Raw genomic sequence first — 24,348 nt, forward strand, 5'->3', positions numbered from 1 at the left:
GTTTCTTCAGGTAGTGAGCAGGATCTTGCCCGTGTGGGCGCCCGAATCGAAGTACTCGTGGGCCGCCGCAGCGTCCGCCAAAGCAAACGTGCGGTGCACCTGTGGCGCGACGTCCCCGGAGACCACCAGCGGCCAGACATGCTCGGCAACGGCACGCATGATGGCGGCTTTTTCCTCCGCCGGGCGGGCCCGCAGGGTGGTGCCGATGACCGCACCGCGTTTGGCCATCAACTGGCCCAGGTTCAGCTCCGCCTTGGCCCCGCCCTGCAGGCCGATCACGACCAGCCGGCCGGAGGTGGCGAGGGCGTCCACGTTCCGCTGCAGGTACTTGGCACCCACGACGTCCAGGATGACGTCCGCGCCGCGTCCCCCGGTAGCCTCTTTGATCCGCTCCACGAAGTCTTCCTCGCGGTAGTTGATCAGCACCTCGGCACCCAGTTCACGCGCGACATCGAGCTTTTCCTGGCTGCCCGCCGTCACCGCCGGGACCGCGCCGAAGGCATCGACCAACTGGACCGCCATCGTGCCGATGCCGCCGGACCCGCCGTGGATCAGCACGGTTTCGCCGGCCTGCACGCCGGCGGTCATGAACAGGTTGGAGAAGACCGTGGCCGCCACTTCCGGCAGCGCCGCGGCCGTCACCAGGTCCACGCCTCGCGGCACCGGCAGCACTTGTCCCGCGGGGACCGCAACCTGTTCGGCGTAGCCTCCGCCGGCCAGGAGGGCGCACACCTCGTCGCCGACCCGTGGCGCGGTGACGCCGGCACCCACGGCGGACACCCGGCCGGACACTTCCAGGCCCGGGATCTCGGACGCCCCCGGCGGCGGCGGGTAAACGCCGTTGCGCTGCTGCACATCGGCCCGGTTGACCCCGGCGGCAGCCACATCGATCACTACCTCGCCCTCCGCCGGCCGCGGGGCTTCGGTCTCCCGCAACTTCAGGACCTCGGGGCCGCCTGCTCCCTCGTAAAAAACCGCTTTCATGCCAGCCTCGCTCACCTAGTCGGGGACGCAAAAACCTTGAGGGGGCGCGCTTTGCCCGGGTACGCCCCTCCGTGTCAGACTACAAGGTGAGGAAGGTTGTCCGAGCGGCCGAAGGAGCTGGTCTTGAAAACCAGTAGGCGGTAACCCCGTCTCATGGGTTCAAATCCCATACCTTCCGCTTTCGCAGCAGGTGTCTTGGCCGTGAGGCCCGGACACCTGCTGCTTTTCCACGCCATGATGACGGCGTCCAGTCGGACAAGACCGGCGTGTATTCTGCCTCCCCCGCACCGCCGGTATAACCTCGGCTAGGAGCCGTTGCACCCAAAGCCGAGGAGACCCCGTGCCTAGCCAGTCCGCGCCTGTCCGCCGCCGCCCACTCAAGGCGGCCGCCGTCGTCGTCCTTTTGGCAGCGCTGAGCGGCTGCGGCTTGGGCGACGCGCAGGAACCGCCACGGGATGAATCCGGTGCCGTGACCGAAGCCGCTTCCGCCGGCGCGTACGCCATCAAGGTGGGCGACTGCCTGAACAACCCGGACGCCGAACAACTCACCGAGGTGGAGTTTGTGCCGTGCGGTCAGCCGCACGAGCTGGAGGCGTTCGCGGCCAGCAACCTGCCGGAGGGAGATTTTCCCGGCGACGAGGAAGTGGCGGCCAAGGCCGAAGAGTTCTGCGTGGCCGAGTTCAAGGCTTTCGCGGGCATCCCCTACGACGACTCCGCGCTGGAGCTGATCCATTTGAACCCCACCGAGGAAAGCTGGAGCGGCGAGCAGGACCGTGAACTGCTCTGCCTGGTGGGCGCCAAGGACGAGCCCACCACAGGCACGCTCAAGGACAGCCGCCGCTAAGTCCGGCAGGGACCGCTGCCGCCCGCCGTCTGGTCCGGTAGGCCAACTACCGGCCGCCGCTTTGGGCCGGCAGCACCGCTGCCCAGCAGTCCAATTACTCAACCTGTTCGGCCCTTCCTGTCAAGGCTTGGCGAACGTTTCACCCTGTTTGAAGGTGTTCTCTCACAGAAGTGTTCCTCTGGTTCTGGCCCTCGGGTAACCTCCCGTTCATCCCTGCCAGCTGAACTGGGGAGCGGTGCTTGCACCGTGCAGCCGTGCCGCAGCCGTTCCCTGAGTGCGCGGATCATCACTTCCACCTTGAGAGATAGGGCCACATGGCTACTTCATCACCGAAGACCGCGCTGGCTGCGGTCCTGACTGCAGGCCTGGTGGCGGCGCCTTTCGCGGCGTTACCCGCGCATGCGGCCGATCCGGTCGACCTCAACCTCCTGAGCATCAACGATTTCCACGGACGGATCGACGCGAACACGGTCAAGTTCGCGGGCACCGTGGAACAGCTCCGGGCGCAGAACCCCGAGGGAACGGTGCTCACCTCCGCCGGCGACAACATCGGCGCCTCGGTCTTCGCGTCTTCCACGCAGCAGGACCAGCCGACCATCGATGTGCTCAACGCCTTGGAATTGGCGACGACGGCGGTGGGCAACCACGAGTTCGACCGCGGCTTCGCCGACCTGACGGACCGGGTGGCCCCCGCCTCCAAGTACCCGCAGCTGGGCGCCAACGTGTACCGGGCCGGCACCACCGAACCGGCCCTGCCCGAGTACGAGCTGGTCCCGGTCAACGGCGTGACCGTCGGCGTGGTCGGTGTGGTCACGGAAGAGACTGCTTCGCTGGTGTCCCCGGGCGGGATCGCGGACCTCGAGTTCGGCGACCCGGTAGACGCCGTCAACCGGGTGGCGGCCCAGCTGACCGACGGCGCCGGCGACGAAGCCGACGTCATCATGGCGTCCTACCACAAAGGCGCCAACACGAACGCGGACCTAACCAGCGCCGTGGCGGCGAGTGCCGTGTTCAACCGGATTGTCAACGAAACCAGCCCGGACGTGGACGTCATTTTCAACGGCCACACGCACCAGGCCTACAGCTTCGAAGCCCCGCTTCCGGGCGTTGACGGCAAGACGCGGCCCGTGGTGCAGACCGGCTCCTACGGCGCGAACATCGGCCAGGTCCAGCTCAGCTACGACGCCGATGCCGACGAGGTGCTGGCGCACACCGCCGCCGTCGTCCCACGGACCGGCACCGCCGACGCCGACCTGGTCTCCGCCTATCCGCGCGTGGCCGAAGTATCTTCGATTGTGCAGGCCGCGCTGGAAAACGCCGAGGAAGTCGGCGCCCAGCCGGTTGGCTCGGTCACCGGCGACATCACCACCGCCTTCCTGCCGGACGGGCCGGACGCGGATACGGCGCCGGACCGGGACGACCGCGGCTCCGAATCGACGCTGGGCAACCTGGTGGCCGATTCGCTGCTGGCGTCCCTCGCCTCCGCCGAACGCGGCGGTGCCGAGATCGGTGTGGTGAATCCCGGCGGGCTGCGCAACGAGCTCTACTACGCGCCCGACGGCACGGTCACCTACGCCGAGGCCAACGGGGTGCTGCCCTTCCTGAACAACCTGTGGACCACCACGCTGACCGGCGCCCAGGTCAAGACCCTGCTGGAGCAGCAGTGGCAGCGCACCGCGGCCGGCGAGGTACCCAGCCGCGCCTACCTGCAGCTGGGCCTGAGCAAGAACGTCAACTACACCTACGACGCGGCGCTGCCCGAAGGCGAGCGCATCACCGGCGTCTGGGTCAACGGCAAACCGCTGGACGCGGAGCGCGGCTACCGGGTGGGCACCTTCAGCTTCCTGGCACAGGGCGGCGACAACTTCCACGTCTTCACCAAGGGCGCGGACACCCGCGACTCCGGCCTGGTGGACCGCGACGCCTGGATCGACTACATCCAGGACAACAGCCCGCTCTCCCCGGATTTCGCCCGCCGCACCGTGCAGGTCACCGGGGCACCGGAATCCGTCGGCCCCGGCCAGCAGGTCAGCGTGCAGGTCTCCAAGCTGGACCTGACGTCGCTGGGCGCTCCGCTGAACACCGAACTGTCGCTCGCGTACGTTGACGCGGCCGGCACCAGCACCAAACTGGGCACCTTCCAGGTGGCCGACGGCGGTGCCTCCATCGAGTTCACCGCTCCTTCCGCACTGGACGGCGGCTACTTCGAACTGAGCGCCGCCGCCTCCGGAACCACCTTCCGGCTGCCGTCCGCCGTCGAGGCCGGCGGCAGCGACGGCGCCGACCATGTGGTGATCAACGAGGCGTACCTGTCCGGTGGCAGCGCCGGCGCTGCCTACGTGAACAAGTTCATCGAGCTCTACAACCCCACCGACGCCGAGGTCAGCCTGGACGGCTGGTCGCTGCAGTACCGCTCTTCCGGCGGGACCGGCAACCCCACCGGAGTGGCGGCGCTGTCCGGCAGCATCGAGGCCGGCGGCTACTACCTGGTGCAGGCAAACTCCAACGGCACCAACGGCGAGGAACTGCCGGAAACGGATCTAGTGACGAGCTTGGCCCCGTCCGGGACCAACGGCACCCTGCTGCTGGCCAACCAGTCCGGACCAGTGGCCGATCTGGGCACCGGTTCGGTGGTCGACCGCGGCAATGTGGTGGACCTGCTGGGCTACGGCACCTCGAACACCTTCGAGACCGAAGCGGCCCAGTCGCCGAGGAGCAACTCGGACGTGCGGTCGATGAACCGCGCCGACGGAACCGACACCAACAACAACGCGGCGGACTTCAGCCTCAGCGAAGATATCTCCCCGCGGGGTTCCGGCGAGGGCAACGGCGGCGGTGACCCGGAGCCGGAGCCCAAAGCAGCCACCATCGCCGAGATCCAGGGCACCGGCACGCAGTCCCCGCTGGCCGGCAAGACCGTGACCACCGGCGGCGTGGTGACCGCCGCCTACGCCACCGGCGGCTTCGACGGCTACTACCTGCAGACCGAAGGGACCGGCGGCGACACCAACGCCACGGACCGGACCGCGTCGGACGCCGTGTTCGTCTACTCCCCCGAGACGGCCGGTGACGTGCAGGCCGGCGACTTCGTGGAGGTCACCGGCAAGGTCAGCGAGTTCCACGGCCTGACCGAGATCACCGTCGCGGCCGAGGGACTGACCGTCCTGCAGGAGGCAGCGGAGGCGCCGAAGGCAGCAGCCATCGGCTGGCCGGCCACGGAGGCGGACCGCGAGAAGTTCGAGGGCATGCTGCTGGCGCCTCAGGGCGGCTTCACCGTCACCGACAACTTCGCCCTGAACCAATACGGCGAGATCGGCCTGGCCGCCGGAGACTCCGCGCTGGTGCAGCCCACCGCCGTCGGAACCTACGGCTCTAACGAGTTCTGGGCCGAGACGGAGAAGAACGCCGCCCTGGCCGTCACGCTGGACGACGGCTCGAGCGTCAACTACCTGGGCGCGGACGCCAACAAGGACATCCCGCTGCCCTACCTGTCCGCCGGGGATCCGGTCCGGGTGGGTTCCCCGGCAACGTTCGCCACCAATGTGGTGCTGGATTACCGGTTCGATCTCTGGCGTTTCCAGCCGCTGGGCCACCTGACGGTGGAGAACGCGGAAAGCGTCCAGCCGGCGTCGTTCCAGAACACGCGCACCGATTCTCCGGAAGAGATCGACGGCGTGAAGCTGGCCTCGTTCAACGTGCTGAACTACTTCAGCACCACCGGCGACCAGCTGCCGGGATGCGGCGCCTTCACGGACCGCGACGGCAACCCGATCACGGCCCGCAACTGCGATGCCCGCGGCGCCTGGGACGCGGAGAACCTGGAACGCCAGCAGGCCAAGATCGTGGCAGCCATCAACGCGCTGGACGCGGACATTGTGGCGCTGGAGGAGATCGAGAACTCCGCCCAGTTCGGCAAGGAGCGCGACGCAGCCCTGGCCGCGCTGACCGAGGCACTGAATGCGGATCTGGGCGACACCCGCCACAACGGCAAGCATTCGGGCAAGGGGCCCCAGCACGGCGGCTGGGACTACGTCCGGTCGCCGGAAGAGCTGCCGGCGCTGGCGGATGAGGACTTCATCCGTACGGCCTTCATCTACAAGAAGGACGAGGTGAAGACGGTCCAAGAGTCGGTGATCCACAACGACACCAAAGCGTTCGCCAACGCGCGCAAACCGCTGGCCCAGGCATTCAAGGCCAAGAACGGCGCCTCGGATACCTTCATCGTGATCGCCAACCACTTCAAGTCCAAGGGCTCCGGCCCGAGCTCGGGCGAGAACGCCGACCACGGCCAGGGCGCCTGGAATGCAGCCCGCACCGCGCAGGCGCATTCGCTGGTGGACTTCGCGGAGCAGATGCAGGAGAAGTTCCGGACCGGCAAGGTGCTGCTGACCGGCGACTTCAACTCCTACGCGAAGGAAGACCCGATCAGGGTCCTCACCGAGGCCGGTTACGTGGACCAAGGCGCCAAGACCGGCGAGCACAGCTACAGCTTCGGCGGCATGGTCGGCTCGCTGGACTACATCTTCGCCTCGCCCGCAGCGGACGCGAAGGTCAAGGGTGCCGACATCTGGAACATCAACTCGGTGGAATCGATCGCGCTGGAGTACAGCCGGTACAACTACAACGCCACCAACTTCTACGCCCCGGATCCCTTCCGGGCCAGCGACCACGATCCGATCATTGTGGGCCTGGACACGGACAAGGACCGCGGCAACGGCGGAAACAAGCGCTAAAACCTAGAAGGACGAACAGGCCCTCCCTACCCGGGAGGGCCTGTTTTGTTGCGCGTCAATGACGGCGTCAGCGGCCTAGGCTGCCGCTGCCAACGACGGCGGTGCCCGCCTGCGCGGGGTCGGCCAGACTTCTGTTGCGCGTCAATGACGGCGTCAGCGGCCTAGGCTGCCGCTGCCAACGACGGCGGTGCCCGCCTGCGCGGGGTCGGCCAGACTTCTGTTGTCGGCTGCGTCCAGGATGGCACGGGCTATCCGGTCGGCATCCTGCAGCGTCCGGCCGCCGGTTTCCCCGGATGCTCCGGCTTCGGCGGCAATCGAGGTGCCCCACTGCACCGAGGACAGCTGCAGCCCGATCACATACAGATTCCGCACCGGCTGTCCGTTCCGATCCAGCGGACGGTACGGCGGTTGCGTGACGTCCAGGCCGGAACCCGTCACCGGCGCTCCATTGGGTCCAATCATCAGCTTGGGCCTGGTCAGGCCATCCTCCAACATCCGGCGCAGCAGCGTCGACCGGTTATGCGCCACCCGGTTGACCGGCATCATCGCCTCCACCAGGTAGGCGGCGCTGTATTCGGCGCCGTCGACCCATGACGAGGTGACCCGGAAGCGGCCGGTGTCCGGATCCACTTGGTAGACCGGCTCGGGGCCCGCAAACTGGACGATGCCGGCCCGCGCCAGGGCGGCCAACTGCTCGATGCGCTGGGCCGGCGGTCCGCTGGCCAGCCCCTCGACCAGCGGTTCGAACCATCCGCGAAGTTCGGCCAGCCAGGATTCCTCGGTGATCCCGCCGTCGGCCACAATCTTCTTGAGCAGCGAGCGTCCGGCGTTCAGTGCCCCGATGGCCATCTTGAGCGGATCATCGGTACCGCGCGCCGAACCCTCCGCATCGGCGTCCAAATAGTCCAGCACCGCTTGCTGATGCTCCGCTGCGGATGCGAACTTGCGGCCGCCGAAAGGCTTGGCCAGGCCTTCCACGTCCAGCAACCTGTCCTCGCTGACCCGCTCGGCCAGGTACGCCCGAACCCGGGTCAACATCGTACGGCTTCCTGGCTCCCATTTTTCTGCCAGCAATTGGTCCAGCCCTGCCAGCAGCTCCTGCGGCGCCACCTTCAGGCACTCCGGTTCCACCCGCGCCAGGGTGGAGTAATAGGTCCAATACACGTCGCGGTGCAGCATGGGCCAGAGGTCGTGGTCGAAGCCGGGCTGCACACCGGCTGCGGCGAACAGGCGGGCCGAGTGCGTGGTGAAGTGCCGCAGCTCCACACCGGCCGGAATGTAGCTATTGATCTTGGCCTTCGCCCGGTAGGGGGTGCCGCGCCGGGACCCGGCCACCAGCCGCGGTTCCTTCCCCGACGGGAGGTAGGTCAGCGGCCCGCCGTCCGTCGCGGGCACGAACCGTCCGCCGCGGCCTTCGGTCACTTGAACCATCAGGTCGAAGAAGTTCAGGCCCATTCCACGGACCAGCACCGTGCGCCCTGGCGGCAGCCGACCCCAGTCCACGTCCGCCGGCACATTGGGCGCTAGGTAGTTCAGGCCATGCCGTGCCGCCGCATCCTGAAGCTGCTGCTGCTCCGGGTTCAGCGCGGCAGGCACATGCCCCAGCGCCAGCACCACGGCGTCGGCCGGCAGGGTGGTGCCGTCGTTCAGCTCAAGCTGCCACCCGCCGTCGTGCCGTGCCAGGCCGGTGGCTTCCGCCGCATGAACGGTCAGCGAGGCATCCGCTCCGGTCCGGGCGGCCAGGTGCGCAAAGGTCCAGGCCAGGTAGCGCCCGTACAGCGCGCGGCTGGGGAAATCGGCCGGCCCCAGCGCCGCCGCCTCCTCGGCGTCGTCCGCCGGCACATCCGGGATACTGCCGGCCGCTACGGCGGAGCGCCAGGCCTCGAAAGTCATCCCGGCCACCGGTTCGGGGCCCACGTGCTCGGTCCCGGGTGCCGGCACCACCGTGGGGAACAGGCAGGGCGTGTTCATCAGGAACAACCGGGACTGGCCGGGCTGCCAGACATGGCCCGACCCGGGCCGGAACGGGTCCACCAGATGGATCCGCAGCCGGGCCCCGCCGCGGGCCTGCTGGTTGGACAGCAATCGTTCCAACACGGAGGTGCCCCGCGGGCCGGCGCCCACGATCGCTACACGAAAAATGCCCGGATTATCCACGCTTTCTAGCCTACGGCCTGCCGGGCGGCGCCCGGTCGGGCGGGGCTAACCGCCAGCGCGCTGGGGGCCGCGGCAGCATTCTGTGGCTTGGGTACCGGACTCCACGCTCCCCCGGCCTGGACGGTGGGCGCCAAACTCCAGCCTGGACTGTGGGCGCCAAACTCCCCCGCTTGTACAGTGGACGCCACATTCAACCTGGAAGGGCCGGCATTCCTCTTGCTTGCTCGGGGAGGCCCCAGTGGTCCGGCCCATCGGAGCGGAGCCCCGCCAGCTTTGCTTACCGGTGGGAGAAATACTGTCCGCGGAGCGGTACAAGCCCAGTAGGACAATGGCCCGCTGGGCAGTGACCCGCGAGCGCTCCGGCCGGAGGACAACGTAACGCAGGCCGGAGGGCAACGTGACGCAGGCTGTCCACGGCCGCAGGCACTACAACGGCGAGCGCGCTGGGGGGCCGCGGCAGCATGCCTAGGATGGAGGCATGGCCCAGGACCCCGCGCAGGACAATACGCATTTGCCCCAGGACGACTTCATCTGGCTGGAGGACATCTACGGCGAGAAGCCGCTGGAATGGGTGAAGGGGCAGAACCGGCGCACCGAGGACAAGCTAGTGGACGGGCAGTTCAGGGCGCTGGAAGCCGGCATCCTGGAGGTTCTCGACGCGGAGGACCGGATTCCCGGCGTCACCAAGCGCGGCAATTACTACTACAACTTCTGGCGCGACAAGACGAACCCCCGCGGCCTGCTCCGGCGTACGTCTTGGGAGAGCTACCTGAGCGACTCCCCCGAGTGGGAGATCCTGCTGGACGTGGACGCGCTGGCCGCGGCCGAGGGCGTCGAGTGGGTGTACGCGGGCTCCGCCTTCCTGCGGCCCGCCGACGGCGTCAGTTACCGGCGGGCCATGCTGCGACTGTCGCCCGACGGCGGCGACGCGGTGAGGCTGCGGGAGTTCGACGTCGAGGACCGCGCCTTCGTCACCGGGGGCTTCGACATCCCGGTGGCCAAGAGCTACGTCTCCTGGCTGGACGAGGACCGGATCCTACTGGGGACCGATTTCGGCCCCGGCTCGCTGACCACCTCCTCCTACCCACGGACCAGCCGCATCCTGCAGCGCGGCCAGGCTCCGACTGAGGCGGAGGAGTACTTCGACGTCCCCGAGGACCACATGCTGGCCCAGGTCGGCCACGACTCCATCCCCGGATTCGAACGCGACGTGGCGGTGGACGTCATCGACTTCTTCAACTACCGCACCTACCTCCGGCGCGACGGCGGTTGGCTGCCCATCGACGTGCCCACCGACGTGAACGTGGACATCTACCGCCAGTGGCTGCTGATGAGGCCGCAGGGCGACTGGGAACTCGGCGGTACCGTCCACCCCGCCGGCTCGCTGCTGGCCGCTGATCTGGAGGCCTTCCTGGCCGGCGAGGGCAGCGTGCAGGTGCTGTTCGCCCCGGATGCGGCAACCTCGCTGCAGTCCTGGAGCTGGACGAAGAACTACCTGCTGCTGAACCTGCTGCACGATGTCTCCTCGCAGGTCCGCGTGCTGGATCCGGCGGCCGGCTGGTCCGCCTTGGAGCTGCAGGACTGCCCGCCCCTGCACGCCGTGGATGCCTCGGCCGTGGATGACGAGGAATCCGACGACTACTGGCTGGTGTCCACCGGCTACCTCACGCCGTCCACCCTCTCGCGCGGCACCATCGGCGGGTCGGCAGCGGAAGTCAAGGCTTCGCCGTCGTACTTTGATGCCTCGGCATATGAGGTCCAGCAGCACTTCGCCACGTCCAAGGACGGCACTCAGGTGCCCTACTTCCAGGTGGCGCCAAAAGACCTCAAGCACGACGGCGGCAATCCCGTGCTGCTCTCGGGTTACGGCGGGTTCGAGGTCGCCAGGACACCCGGCTATAGCGGCACCGTGGGCCGGGCGTGGCTGGAACAGCGCACCGCCGACGGGCGCGGCGGGGTCTACGTGGTGGCCAACATCCGCGGCGGCGGCGAGTACGGTCCGGGCTGGCACCGGGCGGCGCTGCAGGCCAACCGGCACCGGGCCTACGAGGACTTCGCCGCAGTGGCGCAGGACCTGACGGACCGCGGCATCACCCGGCGGGAGCGGCTGGGCTGTGCGGGCGGATCCAACGGCGGCCTGCTGGTGGGAAACATGCTGACCAGCTACCCGCACCTGTTCGGCGCGGTGTCCTGCGGGGTGCCGCTGCTGGACATGGCCCGCTACACCAAGCTCTCCGCCGGCTACTCCTGGATTGCCGAGTACGGGGACCCGGAGGACCCGGCCCAGTGGGAGTTCATGCGTACCTTCTCGCCCTACCACCTGCTCCAGCCGGGCACCGAGTACCCCGACGCGCTGATCTGGACCGCCACCTCGGACGACCGGGTGGGCCCGGTGCAGGCTCGGAAAATGGCCGCACGGATGCTGGAGCTGGGTGTTGAGAACGTCTGGTTCCACGAGGCGTTGGAGGGCGGCCACGCCGGCGCCAGCGACAACAAGCAAACCGCCCGGCTGCAGGCGCTCTCGCACACGTTCCTGTGGCGGGCGCTGACGGGTTAAGCCGTTCCCGGTTTTGCTCTTGACCCGTGGTTCTGGGTAGTCTTGTGTGGCTAGCAATAGCGTATGGAGACGTGCCAGAGCGGCCGAATGGACTTCACTGCTAATGAAGGGTCGGGGTTAAACTCGACCGGGGGTTCAAATCCCCCCGTCTCCGCGTCAACTCCCCCGGGAAACCGGGGGAGTTTTTGCGTCTCCGGAGTGTAAACGCCGGGCGGGCCCGAACCAACTGGTTAGCGCCTCCCGTAGGCCAGACTGCGTCTCGTCTCCCGTCCAGGCCACATGCCCGTCGGGCCGGATCAGCACGGCCGACGGAGCGCTGACCGGACCGATCACCGGAAGCTCCCATCCGCCGTCGTAGGTGGCGTCCACCAACTGCACCCGATCCGCCCACGGCCCCAATTCGATGCTGCCCGGCGTGCCGAGGTTGATGAGCACCGCACGGGCATGGTGCAGGAGGGTATACACGCGCAGCGGGCCGTTGGCGGTGAAGACGTCGAGATCGGGCATCCGGCGCCCGAGCAACGGGTGCCCCTCGCCGAGGTCGTAGCGGACGTCCAAGCCGGAGATGAGCCCGGCAACCTGCTTGCGGGCTTCATCGATGGTCAACAGGCCGGCCACCGTGTCGGCCAACGCGCCGACGCGAGGGTCGGCCCGTTGCATGAGCGACTGCGCCATCGTGTGTTTCAGCGCGCGGGCCCCGGCCGGGTGCCGTTCGGCGTGGTACGTGTCCAGCAGGCTGTCCGGCGCTGTGCCATTGACGACTTGTGCGAGCTTCCAACCGAGGTTCACTGCGTCCTGGATGCCGAGCCCAATCCCCTGCCCGCCCGACGGAGCATGAACGTGTGCGGCATCGCCGGCCAGCAGCACCCGGCCGCTGCGGTAGCTGGCGGCCTGCCGGGTGGCATCGGTGAACCGCGAAATCCACCTCGGATGGTGGACCCCGAAATCGGTGTCATAGATCTCGGTCAGCGCCTTGCCGAGGTCGGCCAGGGTGGGCTCGGTTCCCCGTCCAAGTTCCTTCTCTGTCACGATCACCCGCGTGGTTCGCCCGTCCTCCATCAGGTGCAGCCCGTGAATCCCCACCTCGTCAATCCGCGCGCCGGCCGGCGTCTCCTCGGTCACTTCCACTTCCGCGATCAGGCTGCTCCTCGTCGCATCCCAGCCGCGGAACTCGATGCCGGCTGCTTTCCGGACAGCGCTTCGCCCGCCGTCGGCGCCGACCAGGTACTGCGCGTGCATCCGCGTCCCGTCGGCGAGCTCCACGTCCACGCCGCTGTGGTCCTGGGCGAAACCCGCCACCTCGAGCCCCCGATGGACCGGCACGCCCAGCTCCCCGATCCAGCCGGCTAGGATCCGCTCAATATGGTTCTGCCACAGGCCAAGCGTGTAAGGGTGCCGGGTGGGAAAGTCGCTCACGTCCAGCTTTGTGCTCCCGAAGAACGCCGCCTGGACGCGCTGCCCCTCGGCGAGGAACCGGTCGGCGATCCCGCGCTGGTCGAGGATTTCGATGGTCCGCGAGTGGAATCCGCCCGCACGCGAGCCCACCAGCTCCGGCGTCCCGCGGCGCTCCACAATCGCCGTCTCGACTCCCGCCAGGGTCAGCTCGGCGGCGAGCATCATCCCGGTCGGACCGCCGCCGGCAATGACCACATCGGCCATCGCAACCACCGCCTCTTGAACGTGGCCCGTGCCATCCGCGGAACCTCTTAGACGCCTTCAACTGCTTCGAGGCGGCCGGTCCGAACCGCCTCGGCGAAGGCCTGGTAGTCCTTGTCGTTCTGATCGGCGTACCGCTCGGAGAAATCGGTGACCGAGACATCGAATTTGTCGCTCTTGCCCAGATAGGCGGCGATCGCGATCGGGTCACCTGATCGTGCGTGCGCGCGGGCCAGTGTCCAGCCGCAGGCGGTGGCATACAGCGCCAAACCCGGCGGCTTCATCGCTTCCACCACGGCTGAGCCCTTCATATCCCGGAGTTGGCGCCAATAGAGGTGCCGATTGTCCTGCGCACCCTTGGTCCAGCCCAGGAAGATGTCGCTCGCGGCCTGCATCATCCGCTGCCCCTGCATCACGCGCTCGCCCGGCTGCCTGTACTTGCTCTTCGGCAAGTGGTCCTCAAGCACCGATCGCGTGGCCTCCTTGACTTGGAGGAACAGCGGATCCTCTTGATCGCGCCCTTGGAGCAAGGCGATAAACGCCCGCGTACCGACACTGCCGACGCCCACAACCTTGCGGGCGACATCGATCAGTTCGAATTGTTCAAGCAGGTGCCGCCGGTCTTCCGGCAGGGTGGCCCGGTAGGACCGGAGCTGATCGCGGATAACGCTTTCTACCTCGTCGCCGGACATTCCGTACGCACCTGCCAGCTCCCGGGCGGGAATGACCAGCGGTGGCTGGCTGACAATTCGGACCCTCCCGTCGACTCGCTCTGCGAGCTTGGAGAGTGCCTGCAGGCTGTCCCGAGTGCGGGCCTTTGCGAGGCTCTGCCTCGCTTTCTCTCCCCTGGCCTTGGCTGCCTTCTTGAGGGCTTTGTCGCTTTGAGTTGCCACGGCCAGATCGATGGCTTCCACCAACTGCTCCTCGGTCAGGCGGGCGTACCAAATGTCCAAGGTGCGCATTTGCGCGAACTGTGCCATCGCTTCGCGGTAGGCCCGCACCCCGGTAAGCGTCACGTCGCGCGCGTCGTCCTTGCTGAACGCATTGTTCCGGGCTGCGATGGTGAAGCTAGCGGACATGCGTTTGACGTCGTATTCGAATGGTCCCGGAAGCGTCTCGTCGAAGTCGTTTAGGTCGAACAGCAGGTTTCGTTCGGGCGAGGCAAATACGCCGAAGTTGGACAGGTGGGCATCGCCGCACGATTGGGAGTTCAAGCCGGCCCGCGGCGTATCTTTCAGGTCGCGGGCCATAATCTTGGCCGCGCCCCGGTAGAACGTGAACGGTGAGGCCAACATCCGGCCGTGACGCACCGGCACGAGGTCCTGTTCCCTGGTTTGGTTCTGTTCTTCGAGGAGTGCTACCGGATCAGGCCGGTCGGCGGCGGGAACCCAGCCCGTGTGGCTGGAGACGGGCGTCTGTTTGCGGCATTCCTTGCCCTTGGCTTCGCGTTCCTCGACGCTCGGGTGCTTGACCCTTTTCTCGGCCATGCTCGGTGACCTCCCTTTGACGTCAGGAACCGCCACCGTCGCACCGGCACTAGTGGCCTCGAAACGTTCAGGAGCCGCCTGGCCCCACTGTTGTGCGCTTCATCGAGTCCTGCAGCATCTCGTCCGCATTGACACTGCGATTGTGGCCCCGGCACGTCCAATCGTCAACGCGCCGCGCTTTTCGCTGTACTGAGGGGTTGTGCCTGTGCCATCGGTACCACTCAAGCGTGATTCTGCGGAGGTCATTGGCACCGGCAGTGCCTTTACGCCCCCCGGCACCTCGTGCCTCCGAGTCCGGTCGGTCAGCCCTTGAGAGCGAGCACGAAGGGCAGCACCGTTTCCGCCCCGGCCAGGCGCAGCGCGCGGCCGGCCACTGTGAGGGTCCAGCGGCTGTCGGCGAGGTCATCGACCAGCAGCACGGGGCCTCGGTTCTCCGCCAGCCATGCTTCACCACCCTCGGGGACCTGGAACTGGTCCCAGACATCGGCCAGCCGGAAGGCACTGTTGCCGCCGGGGCCGCTGCGCGGGCCGCCATGTGGGACAGCGAGTTCGCCGAGGTACGGCAACCGGCCAATCTCCGAGAGACCGCGAGCCAGCGACTGCGTCAGCAGCGGCCGGCTCCGCGACGGCACATTCACGACGGCCACCGGCCGCTGCGCCCAACCCCACTGGGCCAGGACCTGCACGCAGGCTTTCAGCATGCCGGCGGGCACCTCTCGGTCCGGAGCGTCGGTGCCAAAGACCTCCCGCAACTGCCCGCCCCAGCCCAGATCCGTCAGGCGTGCAAGCGCCCGGCCGCTGCCGTTGGCCTCGGCGGGCGGGATCTTCCCCTTGACCGGGACGCCCAGTTTGTCCATCCCGCTGGGCCACATGGCCCGGGGCTCCAGTTCGACGCCGGCCCGCTGCAAGGCGGCGCCGGCGCTCTCGGTGGCTTCGGCAGCGATGCTGTCCGAGTACCACGGCCCGGCGCAGTTGTCGCAGCGGCCGCACGGAGCAGCCGCCGGATCGTCCAGGGCGCTGGCCAGGAATTCCATCCGGCAGCCGGAGGTGTTCTCGTAGTCCAGCATGGAGTTCTGTTCGGCCACCCGGGCCTGCGCAATGCGCCCATAGCGCTCCGCGTCATAGGTCCAGGGCTGGCCGGTTCCCTCCCAGCCGCCGCTGACCTTGCGCACCGCGCCGTCTACGGAGAGGACCTTCAGCAGCAATTCCAGCGGGGACCGCTTCAGGTTCACGAGCGTCTCCAGCGCCGCGGTGGACAGCACCGTGCCGGGAGCGGCGAGCTCGCGCAGCACCGCGGTGGCGGTCCCCTCGTTGGGCATCGATGCGGTGGCGAAATACTCCCAGATGTCCCGGTCCTCGGTGCCCGGCAGCAGCAGGACATCGGCGTTGGGGGTGCCGCGGCCAGCACGCCCCACCTGCTGGTAGTAGGCCACCGGGGAGCTCGGTGCACCCAAATGGACCACGAAGCCCAGGTCCGGCTTGTCGAAGCCCATGCCGAGAGCGCTTGTGGCCACCAGCGCCTTGACCCGGTTCTCCTTCAGCGCCGCCTCCGCCTGTTCCCGCTCGGCAGGATCGGTGCGGCCGGTGTAGGCGGCCACCTCATGGCCGGCCTCACGCAGCAGGCGCGCCGTATCCTCGGCGGCGGAGACCGTGAGCGCGTAGATGATTCCGCTGCCGGGCAGGTCATTCAGATGGGTGAGCAGCCAGCCGAGCCGGGCACGCGGGCTGGCCAGCCGGAGCACTCCCAACCGCAGCGAGGCACGGGCGAGCGGCCCCCGGATGGTGAGCACCCCGCCGTCGTGCTCCCCCGCGGAACGCACGCCGAGCTGCTCTTCGATGTCATGGACCACACGCGAATTGGCGGTGGCCGTGGTGGCCAGCACCGGCACCCGGTCCGGGAGCTGGCCGATCAGGTCCCGGATCCGCCGGTAGTCGGGACGGAAATCGTGGCCCCAGTCGGAGATGCAGTGGGCCTCGTCGATCACCAACAGGCCGGAGCTGCCCACCAGCTGCGGCAACTGCTCGTCCCGGAAGCGCGGGTTGTTCAGCCGCTCGGGCGACACCAGCAGCACATCCACAGTGTTGGCGGCCAACTGCTCCTGGATCTGCCCCCATTCCAACTGGTTGGCGGAGTTGATGGCCGCGGCCCGCACACCGGCGCGTTCGGCAGCGGCCACCTGGTCGCGCATCAGCGCGAGTAGCGGCGAGACGATCAGCGTGGGACCGGCGCCCCGGCGGCGCAGCAGCAGGCTGGCCACGAAGTAGACCGCCGACTTGCCCCAGCCGGTGCGCTGCACCACCAGAGCCCGGCGTCCGCCGGAGACGAGCGCCTCCACCGCCTCGAACTGGCCCTCGTGGAATTCGGCCGCGTCATGGCCCACCAAGGCCCGCAGCAGCGCCGTGGCCTCCTGGCGCAGCCCACCGCCGTCCGGCCCGGCCGCAGCCGATCCCAGTGTGGCGATGTCCGTCGCCGTGTCCGTTGTCCCGTCGATCCACTCAGCCATGAACCCCAGTATTCCAGCCGCAGCTGACAACCTGTCCCTTTTCCACAGGAGCCCCTTATAAGCTGGTGGGGTGAGCAGCATAGATCTTGGCCTGTCCTTCAAGGCCTACGACGTCCGTGGGATCGTGGGCGAGACCATAACCGCCGCAACCGTCGAGGCGACCGGGGCCGCCTTTGTGGACGTACTGTCCTTGGCCGGGCAGACGGTGCTGGTGGGCGGGGACATGCGCCCGTCCTCGCCGGAGTTCGCTGCCGCGTTCGCCCACGGCGCGGCCGGCAGGGGTGCCAACATCCTGATGCTGGGGCTGATCTCGACCGACGAGCTCTACTATGCCTGCGGTTCCCTCGATGCCGCCGGAGTGGTGTTCACCGCCAGCCACAACCCGGCCCAGTACAACGGCATGAAGATGGCCAAGCCCGGCGCGGTGCCGGTTTCCTCCGACACCGGCATGTTCGACATCCGCGACCGTGCGCAGAAATACCTGGAGACCGGCATTCCCGACGGCACCGAAACCGGGGCCATCACCGAAGCCAACGTGCTCTCCGGTTATGCCGGGTACCTGCGCTCCCTGGTGGACCTGACCGGCATCCGCCCGCTGAAAGTAGTGGTGGACGCCGGCAACGGCATGGCCGGAATGACCACACCCGCCGTGCTCGGCGACACCCTCTTGCCGGCGCTGCCGCTGGAGATTGTGCCGCTGTACTTCGAGCTGGACGGCACCTTCCCCAACCACCCGGCCAACCCGCTGGAACCGGAGAACCTGGTGGACCTGCAGGCCGCCGTCCGCGAGCACGGCGCCGACATCGGCCTGGCCTTCGACGGCGACGCCGACCGCTGCTTTGTTATCGATGACACCGGGTCCGTGGTCTCCCCCTCGGCCATCACCGCGCTGGTCGCCCGCCGAGAGATCGCCCGCGCCCAGGCCGCCGGCGAAGAACACCCGGCCGTGATCCATAACCTGATCACCTCCCGCGCCGTGCCCGAAGCCGTTTCCGCCGCCGGCGGCCGGGCCGTGCGCACCCGGGTGGGCCACTCCTTCATCAAGGCGCACATGGCAGAGGAAAAGGCGGTGTTCGGCGGCGAACATTCCGCGCACTACTACTTCCGCGACTTCTACAACGCCGATACCGGCATGCTCGCCGCCATGCATGTGCTGGCCGCGCTCGGCGAACAGCAGGCGCCGCTGTCCGAACTCGCTGCCGAATACGACCCCTACCACGCCACCGGTGAACTGAACTCGCAGGTCGAGGACAAGGCCGCCGCGGTCGCCCGCGTGCTGGGCGACTTCGCCCCCGCCCTGGCCACCGACCCAACCGCCGGCGGGACATCAGCCACCGCGCCCACCTGCCCCACCGCCTACGCGGGAACCGGAGTGAGCGTGGACCGCCTGGACGGCACCACCGTCATTGCCGACGACGGATCCTGGTGGTTCAACCTGCGCCCCTCCAACACCGAACCGTTCCTGCGCCTCAACGCCGAAGCCACCAACCCGGCGCTGCTCCAGACCCTCCGCGAACACGTCTTGGCCCGGGTCCGGGAAGCAGCATGAGTGCGTCCTGGCGCGACGGCATTCCGTCCGAGGTACTGGCCGATATCGACACCCTGTTCGGCACCGGGCTGGGCGTGGCCCAGGAGCAGTTGGCCGACCACGGAGCGTTCCTGCCCGCGGCACTGGTGACCACGCGCGACGGCGGGCTGCGCCTGGTGGTGGTTTCCCCCGATGACCTCGACGCGGAGGCAACCGAGGCAACGGAGGTCAACGTGGACGGCATGATCGAGGATCTATATGCCACGCTGCGGCAGGAACGCGGCGACTTCCGAGCCGTCGCAGTGATCAGTGACATCTTCCTGCCCGAAGAGGACGCCGACGCGATCCAGATCGCCGTGGAGCACTCCGCCGGCGTCGCCGTCTCCGCCATCCAGCCCTACCATCACGACGACGATGGCAAGTGGAGCTACCCGGACCCCTTCGTGGACCCGCAGGAACGCCTCGTCTGGCCCGATCAGGAACCCGTCGAAGAAACCGGGTCCCCGGAGGCCTGAGCAGGCTGCCGCGCCCCGCCGCCGTCGCCATGACAAGCGACCGACGTCACCGCATCCCCACGCCGTGACTGGCGGCACAGCCGCGGCTTTTGTCAAGAGCTGGCGGCTAATATAGCAAGCATGCGTATCAATGCCTTCTCCGATGTGTGCCTGCGGGCGCTGATGCTGCTCTCCGCGGCCCCGGACGGGGAATTGATGACCACGCAGGCCATCGCCGACGGCGTCGGTACGCCGTACAACCACGTCAGCAAGGCGGTGCTGAAGCTGCGCGGGCTCGGACTCCTCGAGGCGGTGCGCGGCCGGTCCGGCGGCGTGCGGATCAGCCCCGCCGGTCGGGCCGCCACTGTGGGCGGCGTGTTGCGCACGCTGGATGCGCGCGAGGACCTGGTGGATTGCGAGTCCGCCCATGGTGATTGCCCGATGAACAACAACTGCGGGCTGCGCGGGGCGCTGCGCCGGGCGCGCGAAGCTTTTTACCGCGAACTCGACTCCGTGGTGGTGTCCGCGCTGCCGCACCAGTCCCAAATGGAGCCGGTGTTTGTGAGCTTGCTCACCCGCCGGCCGGCCTAAGCCGCCCCGTTACCGGATCTTTCTACAACTTCTAGAGGCCATCCTTCGGGAGGCAGCGGCTGAAATCCGCGCCCAGCCCGCGGTCCGGCACAGTCACCAGACCGCCGGCTTTCAGGCGTACGTCCGGCTATCCCGTTTGGCGGCCCGAGAGCTTGTCACGCAGCCGGTCAACCATGCCGACGCCGGGCCCCACGGTTTTGTGGAACAGTTCGGAGTGCGGGGCGCTGGGGTGGGGCCTGGTCGGCGCGACTTTTTTGGCCTTTTCAACCTTTTCGCCGAGCTCGACGAGCTTGTCCCCGGGGATGTGGGCACGCAACTTCGGGAACTGATCCGTTTCTTCATCGCCCGCGTGGTGGCGCAGCTGTCCCTCGAGTTCCCTGACCAGTTCCATGAAGGTGGGCTGGGACGAGTCAACGTCCTCCAGCCGCTTCATGAGCTGGACAATTTCCTCGTGTTCCTGCTTGTCGTGCTCTACTTCCTCCTTGCCGTTGGGCACATGTTTCTCTATCACCGGGTAGACGAGCATCTCCTCGGCGACGGCGTGGCGCATCACCTCGGCGATGACGGTGTCGGCCAAGTCCCTGCGCTGCCGGGGGTCGGAAGTCTGCTCAATCTGGCTGAGCAGTTCGAGCATTTCCCGGTGGTCCGTCGTGAGGATGTCCACAACATCCCCGCCATCAGCATCAGCCATCAAGCACCACTCCTCTGATTCATCGCTCCTGAACCTACTTGGGCGCCAAAGATACCAAGGAGCCGTCACCGAAACCATGGTGTGTGCTCGCCGGAGGCGCATTCGCTGAGATCGCGGGTCTGGTCTAGACCGGCATTGCGGCAGGAGCAGGTTAAAAGGGATGAGACCCCGGCATGTGCTGCGCGGGGTCTCATCCGGGCGCCTCTGGGGAGGCTGAGGGTTTATTCGCTCAGGCGAAGCGGGCCTGCAACTGCTTCAGCTCGGCGGCCAGCTCATCGGGCAGCGCGTCGCCGAAGCGGGCGTACCACTCCTCGATGCCCTTGAGCTCTTCCTTCCACTCGGCGGGATCCACCTTGACGGCTTCTTCCACCTGCTCCGGGGTCATGTCCAGGCCGGTCAGGTCGATCGACTCGCCGGTCGGGATGTAGCCGATCGGGGTCTCCTTGGCATCAGCGGTGCCCTCGATGCGCTCGATGGCCCACTTGAGCACGCGGGAGTTTTCGCCGAAGCCCGGCCAGGCGAAGCCGCCATCGGCCGTGCGGCGGAACCAGTTGACCAGGAAGACCTTGGGCAGCCGCTCCGGGTTGGCCTTGGCCTCGATGGTGCCCCAGTGCTTCAGGTAGTCCCCGGCGTTGTAGCCGATGAAGGGAAGCATCGCCATCGGGTCGCGGCGGACCACACCGACGGCGCCGGCTGCGGCCGCGGTGGTTTCCGACGACAGCGTGGAGCCCATGAAGATGCCGTTGGTCCAGGAGCGGGCCTGGGTGACCAGCGGGATGGTGGTCTTGCGGCGGCCGCCGAAGAGGATCGCATGGATCTCCACGCCGTCCGGGCTGTAGTACTCCTGGGCCAGCATGTCGATCTGCGAGATCGGGGTGCAGAAGCGCGAGTTCGGGTGGGCGGCGGGACGGCCGGAATCCGGCGTCCAGTCGTTGCCCTCCCAGTCGGTCAGGTGAGCCGGCACTTCCTCGGTCATGCCCTCCCACCAGACACCGCCGTCGTCGGTCAACGCCACGTTGGTGAAGATGGAGTTGCCCTTGGCGATGGCGCGCATGGCGTTCGGGTTGGTGCCCCAGCCGGTTCCCGGCGCAACGCCGAACAGGCCGTACTCCGGGTTCACACCGCGCAGCTCGCCCTCCTTGCCGATGCGCATCCAGTTGATGTCATCGCCGAGGGTCTCGGCCTTCCAGCCCTCAATGGTGGGATCCAGCAGCGCCAGGTTGGTCTTGCCGCAAGCAGAGGGGAAGGCGGCCGCAATGTTGTAGGCCTTGCCTTCCGGACTGGTGAGTTTGAGGATGAGCATGTGCTCGGCCAGCCAGCCTTCGTCACGGGCAATCACCGAGGCGATACGCAGGGCGTAGCACTTCTTGCCCAGCAGCGCGTTGCCGCCGTAGCCGGAGCCGTAGGACCAGATGGAGCGCTCTTCGGGGAAGTGCACAATCCACTTCTCCTCGTTGCACGGCCAGACGACGTCCGCCTCGCCGGGCTCCAGCGGGGCGCCGACGGAATGCAGCGCGGGGACGAAGAACGCGTCCTCGGCTTCCATCTTGCGCAGCACGTCGGTGCCGATCCGGGCCATGATTCGCATGGAGGCGACTACGTAGGCGGAGTCGGTGATCTCGACGCCAAACTGCGGCTGCTCGGCATCCAGCGGGCCCATGACGAACGGGATCACATACATGGTGCGTCCGCGCATGCTGCCGGCGAAGCGTTCCGTGAGGATCGCCTTCATCTCGGCGGGGTCCATCCAATTGTTGGTGAACCCGGCGTCGGCTTCCTTCTCGGAGCAGATGAAGGTCCGCTCTTCAACGCGGGCCACATCCTTGGGGTCGGAAGAACCGACGAAAGAGTTCGGGAACAGCTCCGGGTTCAACCGCTGCAGCGTTCCGGCCTCGACCAGGTGGTCGGTCAGACGAGCGTATTCCTCTTCGGAGCCGTCCACCCAATACACAGAGTCGGGCTGCGTCAGCTCGGAAACTTCGGCAACCCAGGCCAGAAGCTTTGCGTGTGTAGTTGGGGCGTCCCCAAGTGTTTCCTCAAGAACCGGCTGACGCGTTGTATCGCCCATGACTCATCCCTTTCTTGGGCCAGTGGTGTGTATTGATGCTATGGGCCACCGGCTAGACCAGTCGGGGGCCGGACAGCCCACGTCGGCGCGGTCCAGTAGGATGAGCCCCGCGATTCCGGGGTTTTTAGATGTGACCGCCGTCAATAATGTGATTAAGGTCATATAGACCGGTCTAGTTCACATGGCGTTCTCGCGGAGTTGGCCGGGGCTCGGGACCCCTGAGGCCCGGAATTCCGGGCCGGAACCGGGCATCGGCCCCTCGATTTGGCGACCGTCCGGTTAACACGCTACAGTTGTATCCGGCCGCGAGGCCAAGCGCCCATAGCTCAGCTGGATAGAGCGTCTGTCTACGGAACAGAAGGCCGGGGGTTCGAATCCCTCTGGGCGCACCACATGATGCGGCCCGGTCACCGACCGGGCCGCATTTTTTCTGTCCTTTTTCTTCCGATGTCACACCGGACCCGCCGCGCGGTGTCTTCCTAGCAGCCCCAGTTCCGGGGAAGCGACAAGGAGGACCACATGGCACGCATCCCACTGGACCACGAGCCCAGCCTGTTCCTGCGGATCGTGTCCGGCTACAGCAGGCGCAAGTACGGCAAGGTGCTGGACCCCGGCCTAGCCATGATGCACAACCGCCGAGTGCTGTTTGCCTGGCTGCGGCATGAAACCGCCGTCGGCAAGTTCCGCTCCGTCCCGCCCACGCTGAGTGCGCTGGCGGTGATGGGCGCCTCCGCCGCGGTCGGGTGCAGTTGGTGCATGGACTTTGGCTACTGGGAGTACCACCACCAAGGCGTTGATCCGGCCAAGCTTCGGTCGGTCCCCGAGTGGCGCACGGCCACCGTGTACAACGAAGCGGAGCGCGACGTCCTTGAATATGCCGAAGCCATGACGGCCACGCCGCCGGCCGTCACCGATGAACTTGTGGATAGGCTGAGGCAAAACCTGAGCCCGGCGCAGCTGGCCGAACTGACGTACCTGATTGGCGTGGAGAACCAGCGTTCCCGGGTGAATGCCGCCATGGGGCTGACGAGCCAGGGCTTTAAGGAGACGTGCAGCATTGGAGGCTGAAGTGACGACGACGGAGTCGAACCTTGACGTGTTCCAGCAGCACCGGGGGCTGCTTTTGGGCGCGGCCTACCGGCTGTTGGGCAGCGCGGCGGACGCGGAGGACGTAGCGCAGGAGGCATGGCTGCGCTTTGCCGAGGTACCACTGGAGGAGGTCCAGGAGCCACGCGCCTACTTGCTGCGGACGGTGACCAACCTGGCGCTGAACCACATCCGCACGCAGCAGCGGCGTCGGGAGGAGTACGTGGGCCCGTGGCTGCCCGAACCGGTCAGCAGCCTGCCGGACGCGGCTACAGCCCCTGCCCCGGACGAGGCCGCCGTGCTGGCCGATGATGTCTCGCTGGCCATGCTGGTGGTCTTGGAGCAGCTCTCACCGCTGGAGCGCGCGGCCTACATCCTGGGCGAGGTCTTCGGGTATCCGGCGCCGGAGATCGCCAGCACGCTGGACCGCTCACCGGCCGCGGTGCGGCAGCTGATGTCCCGTGCCCGGGCCCACGTGGCCAGCCGGCAGGCCAGGAACCAGGTGGATCCGGCCCTGCACAAGCGGATTACCGAGCAGTTCCTGCGCGCGGCCAGCACCGGGGTGGTCGAGCCGCTGCTGGGGCTGCTGGCACCCGACGTCGTCCTCACCAGCGACGGGGGCGGGCAGAAGTCAGCCGCGCTGCGCCCGATCCTGGGGGTGGAGAAGGTGCTCCGCTTCCTGCTCGGTGTCACCAGCAAGCCCGACACCCCGGTCCAACTGCACGTGGCCGAGGTCAACGGGCTGCCTGCCCTGGTCGCCGTTGACCCCGACGGTGCGGTGGATACGGTGGCGAGCTTCAGGATCGACGGCGGCCTGGTCCGCGAAATCTACCTGATGCGGAACCCGGACAAGCTGCGCCGCATCCGCGTCTAGCAACCAGGCCCCCAAGCCCGGACGATCGGCTGCCCAGATAACACCCTTTTCAGCGCCGAGGTGCACCGTCAGTAAAGCGACCTTGACGTCAAGG

General features: G+C 67.5%; 15 protein-coding genes and 3 tRNA genes. 11 read left to right on the forward strand and 7 right to left on the reverse strand.

Annotated features, from left to right (window positions below):
• Nucleotides 1-6 precede the first annotated feature (6 nt).
• Nucleotides 7-984, reverse strand: coding sequence for an NAD(P)H-quinone oxidoreductase (locus AC5RWT_RS16760; RefSeq protein ID WP_494081130.1), 978 nt, complete (start codon nucleotides 982-984; stop codon nucleotides 7-9).
• A 90-nt stretch (nucleotides 985-1,074) separates the two neighbouring features.
• On the opposite strand from AC5RWT_RS16760, the gene AC5RWT_RS16765 reads away from it, so the two are divergent.
• From AC5RWT_RS16765 to AC5RWT_RS16775, 3 genes are all read left to right on the forward strand, one after another.
• Nucleotides 1,075-1,162, forward strand: a tRNA-Ser gene (locus AC5RWT_RS16765).
• A 162-nt stretch (nucleotides 1,163-1,324) separates the two neighbouring features.
• Nucleotides 1,325-1,828 (forward strand): septum formation family protein, encoded by a 504-nt coding sequence (locus AC5RWT_RS16770; protein WP_494081131.1) that lies wholly within the window; start codon nucleotides 1,325-1,327, stop codon nucleotides 1,826-1,828.
• Nucleotides 1,829-2,142: 314 nt separating this feature from the next.
• On the forward strand, nucleotides 2,143-6,561 hold the full coding sequence (locus AC5RWT_RS16775; protein WP_494081132.1) for an ExeM/NucH family extracellular endonuclease: 4,419 nt from the start codon (nucleotides 2,143-2,145) through the stop codon (nucleotides 6,559-6,561).
• Between the two features lie 153 nt (nucleotides 6,562-6,714).
• On the opposite strand, the gene AC5RWT_RS16780 is transcribed toward AC5RWT_RS16775, so the two are convergent.
• Complete coding sequence (locus tag AC5RWT_RS16780) at nucleotides 6,715-8,718, reverse strand: FAD/NAD(P)-binding protein (RefSeq protein ID WP_494081133.1); 2,004 nt, start codon at nucleotides 8,716-8,718, stop codon at nucleotides 6,715-6,717.
• A 478-nt stretch (nucleotides 8,719-9,196) separates the two neighbouring features.
• Between AC5RWT_RS16780 and AC5RWT_RS16785 the strand changes: the two genes are divergently transcribed.
• Together AC5RWT_RS16785 and AC5RWT_RS16790 are read left to right on the forward strand one after the other, a co-directional pair.
• Nucleotides 9,197-11,275 (forward strand): prolyl oligopeptidase family serine peptidase, encoded by a 2,079-nt coding sequence (locus AC5RWT_RS16785; protein ID WP_494081134.1) that lies wholly within the window; start codon nucleotides 9,197-9,199, stop codon nucleotides 11,273-11,275.
• 65 nt (nucleotides 11,276-11,340) lie between these two features.
• A tRNA-Ser gene (locus AC5RWT_RS16790) sits at nucleotides 11,341-11,429 on the forward strand.
• Nucleotides 11,430-11,431: 2 nt separating this feature from the next.
• On the opposite strand, the gene AC5RWT_RS16795 is transcribed toward AC5RWT_RS16790, so the two are convergent.
• The 3 genes from AC5RWT_RS16795 to AC5RWT_RS16805 form a co-directional block, all read right to left on the reverse strand.
• Nucleotides 11,432-12,934 (reverse strand): FAD-dependent monooxygenase, encoded by a 1,503-nt coding sequence (locus AC5RWT_RS16795; RefSeq protein WP_494081135.1) that lies wholly within the window; start codon nucleotides 12,932-12,934, stop codon nucleotides 11,432-11,434.
• 47 nt (nucleotides 12,935-12,981) lie between these two features.
• Nucleotides 12,982-14,418, reverse strand: coding sequence for a DUF2252 domain-containing protein (locus AC5RWT_RS16800; protein ID WP_494081136.1), 1,437 nt, complete (start codon nucleotides 14,416-14,418; stop codon nucleotides 12,982-12,984).
• A gap of 302 nt (nucleotides 14,419-14,720) precedes the next feature.
• A complete protein-coding gene (locus AC5RWT_RS16805) occupies nucleotides 14,721-16,922 on the reverse strand; it encodes a RecQ family ATP-dependent DNA helicase (RefSeq protein ID WP_494081137.1) in 2,202 nt (733 codons plus the stop codon).
• A gap of 70 nt (nucleotides 16,923-16,992) precedes the next feature.
• Here AC5RWT_RS16805 and AC5RWT_RS16810 point away from each other — a divergent pair, with 70 nt between their 5' ends.
• The 3 genes from AC5RWT_RS16810 (at nucleotide 16,993) to AC5RWT_RS16820 (ending at nucleotide 19,535) form a co-directional block, all read left to right on the forward strand.
• Nucleotides 16,993-18,471: a phosphohexomutase domain-containing protein gene (locus tag AC5RWT_RS16810; RefSeq protein WP_494081138.1), complete on the forward strand. Its 1,479-nt coding sequence runs from the start codon at nucleotides 16,993-16,995 to the stop codon at nucleotides 18,469-18,471.
• Nucleotides 18,468-18,965 (forward strand): hypothetical protein, encoded by a 498-nt coding sequence (locus AC5RWT_RS16815; protein ID WP_494081139.1) that lies wholly within the window; start codon nucleotides 18,468-18,470, stop codon nucleotides 18,963-18,965. Before AC5RWT_RS16810 ends, AC5RWT_RS16815 begins: the two co-directional genes overlap by 4 nt.
• Before the next feature lie 120 nt (nucleotides 18,966-19,085).
• Nucleotides 19,086-19,535 (forward strand): RrF2 family transcriptional regulator, encoded by a 450-nt coding sequence (locus AC5RWT_RS16820; RefSeq protein ID WP_494044952.1) that lies wholly within the window; start codon nucleotides 19,086-19,088, stop codon nucleotides 19,533-19,535.
• Between the two features lie 127 nt (nucleotides 19,536-19,662).
• Here AC5RWT_RS16820 and AC5RWT_RS16825 read toward each other — a convergent pair whose 3' ends face one another.
• Complete coding sequence (locus AC5RWT_RS16825; RefSeq protein WP_494081140.1) at nucleotides 19,663-20,226, reverse strand: hemerythrin domain-containing protein; 564 nt, start codon at nucleotides 20,224-20,226, stop codon at nucleotides 19,663-19,665.
• Between the two features lie 229 nt (nucleotides 20,227-20,455).
• Nucleotides 20,456-22,294: a phosphoenolpyruvate carboxykinase (GTP) gene (locus AC5RWT_RS16830; protein ID WP_494044954.1), complete on the reverse strand. Its 1,839-nt coding sequence runs from the start codon at nucleotides 22,292-22,294 to the stop codon at nucleotides 20,456-20,458.
• A gap of 315 nt (nucleotides 22,295-22,609) precedes the next feature.
• Here AC5RWT_RS16830 and AC5RWT_RS16835 point away from each other — a divergent pair.
• The 3 genes from AC5RWT_RS16835 (at nucleotide 22,610) to sigJ (ending at nucleotide 24,254) form a co-directional block, all read left to right on the forward strand.
• Nucleotides 22,610-22,686, forward strand: a tRNA-Arg gene (locus AC5RWT_RS16835).
• 127 nt (nucleotides 22,687-22,813) lie between these two features.
• On the forward strand, nucleotides 22,814-23,362 hold the full coding sequence (locus AC5RWT_RS16840) for a carboxymuconolactone decarboxylase family protein (RefSeq protein ID WP_494081141.1): 549 nt from the start codon (nucleotides 22,814-22,816) through the stop codon (nucleotides 23,360-23,362).
• Nucleotides 23,352-24,254, forward strand: a complete 903-nt coding sequence (gene sigJ, locus AC5RWT_RS16845) for an RNA polymerase sigma factor SigJ (protein WP_494081142.1) — start codon at nucleotides 23,352-23,354, stop codon at nucleotides 24,252-24,254. The genes AC5RWT_RS16840 and sigJ overlap by 11 nt, the downstream gene beginning before the upstream one ends.
• Nucleotides 24,255-24,348 lie beyond the last annotated feature (94 nt).

It is taken from the genome of Arthrobacter sp. Dra40 (genome assembly GCF_059091905.1).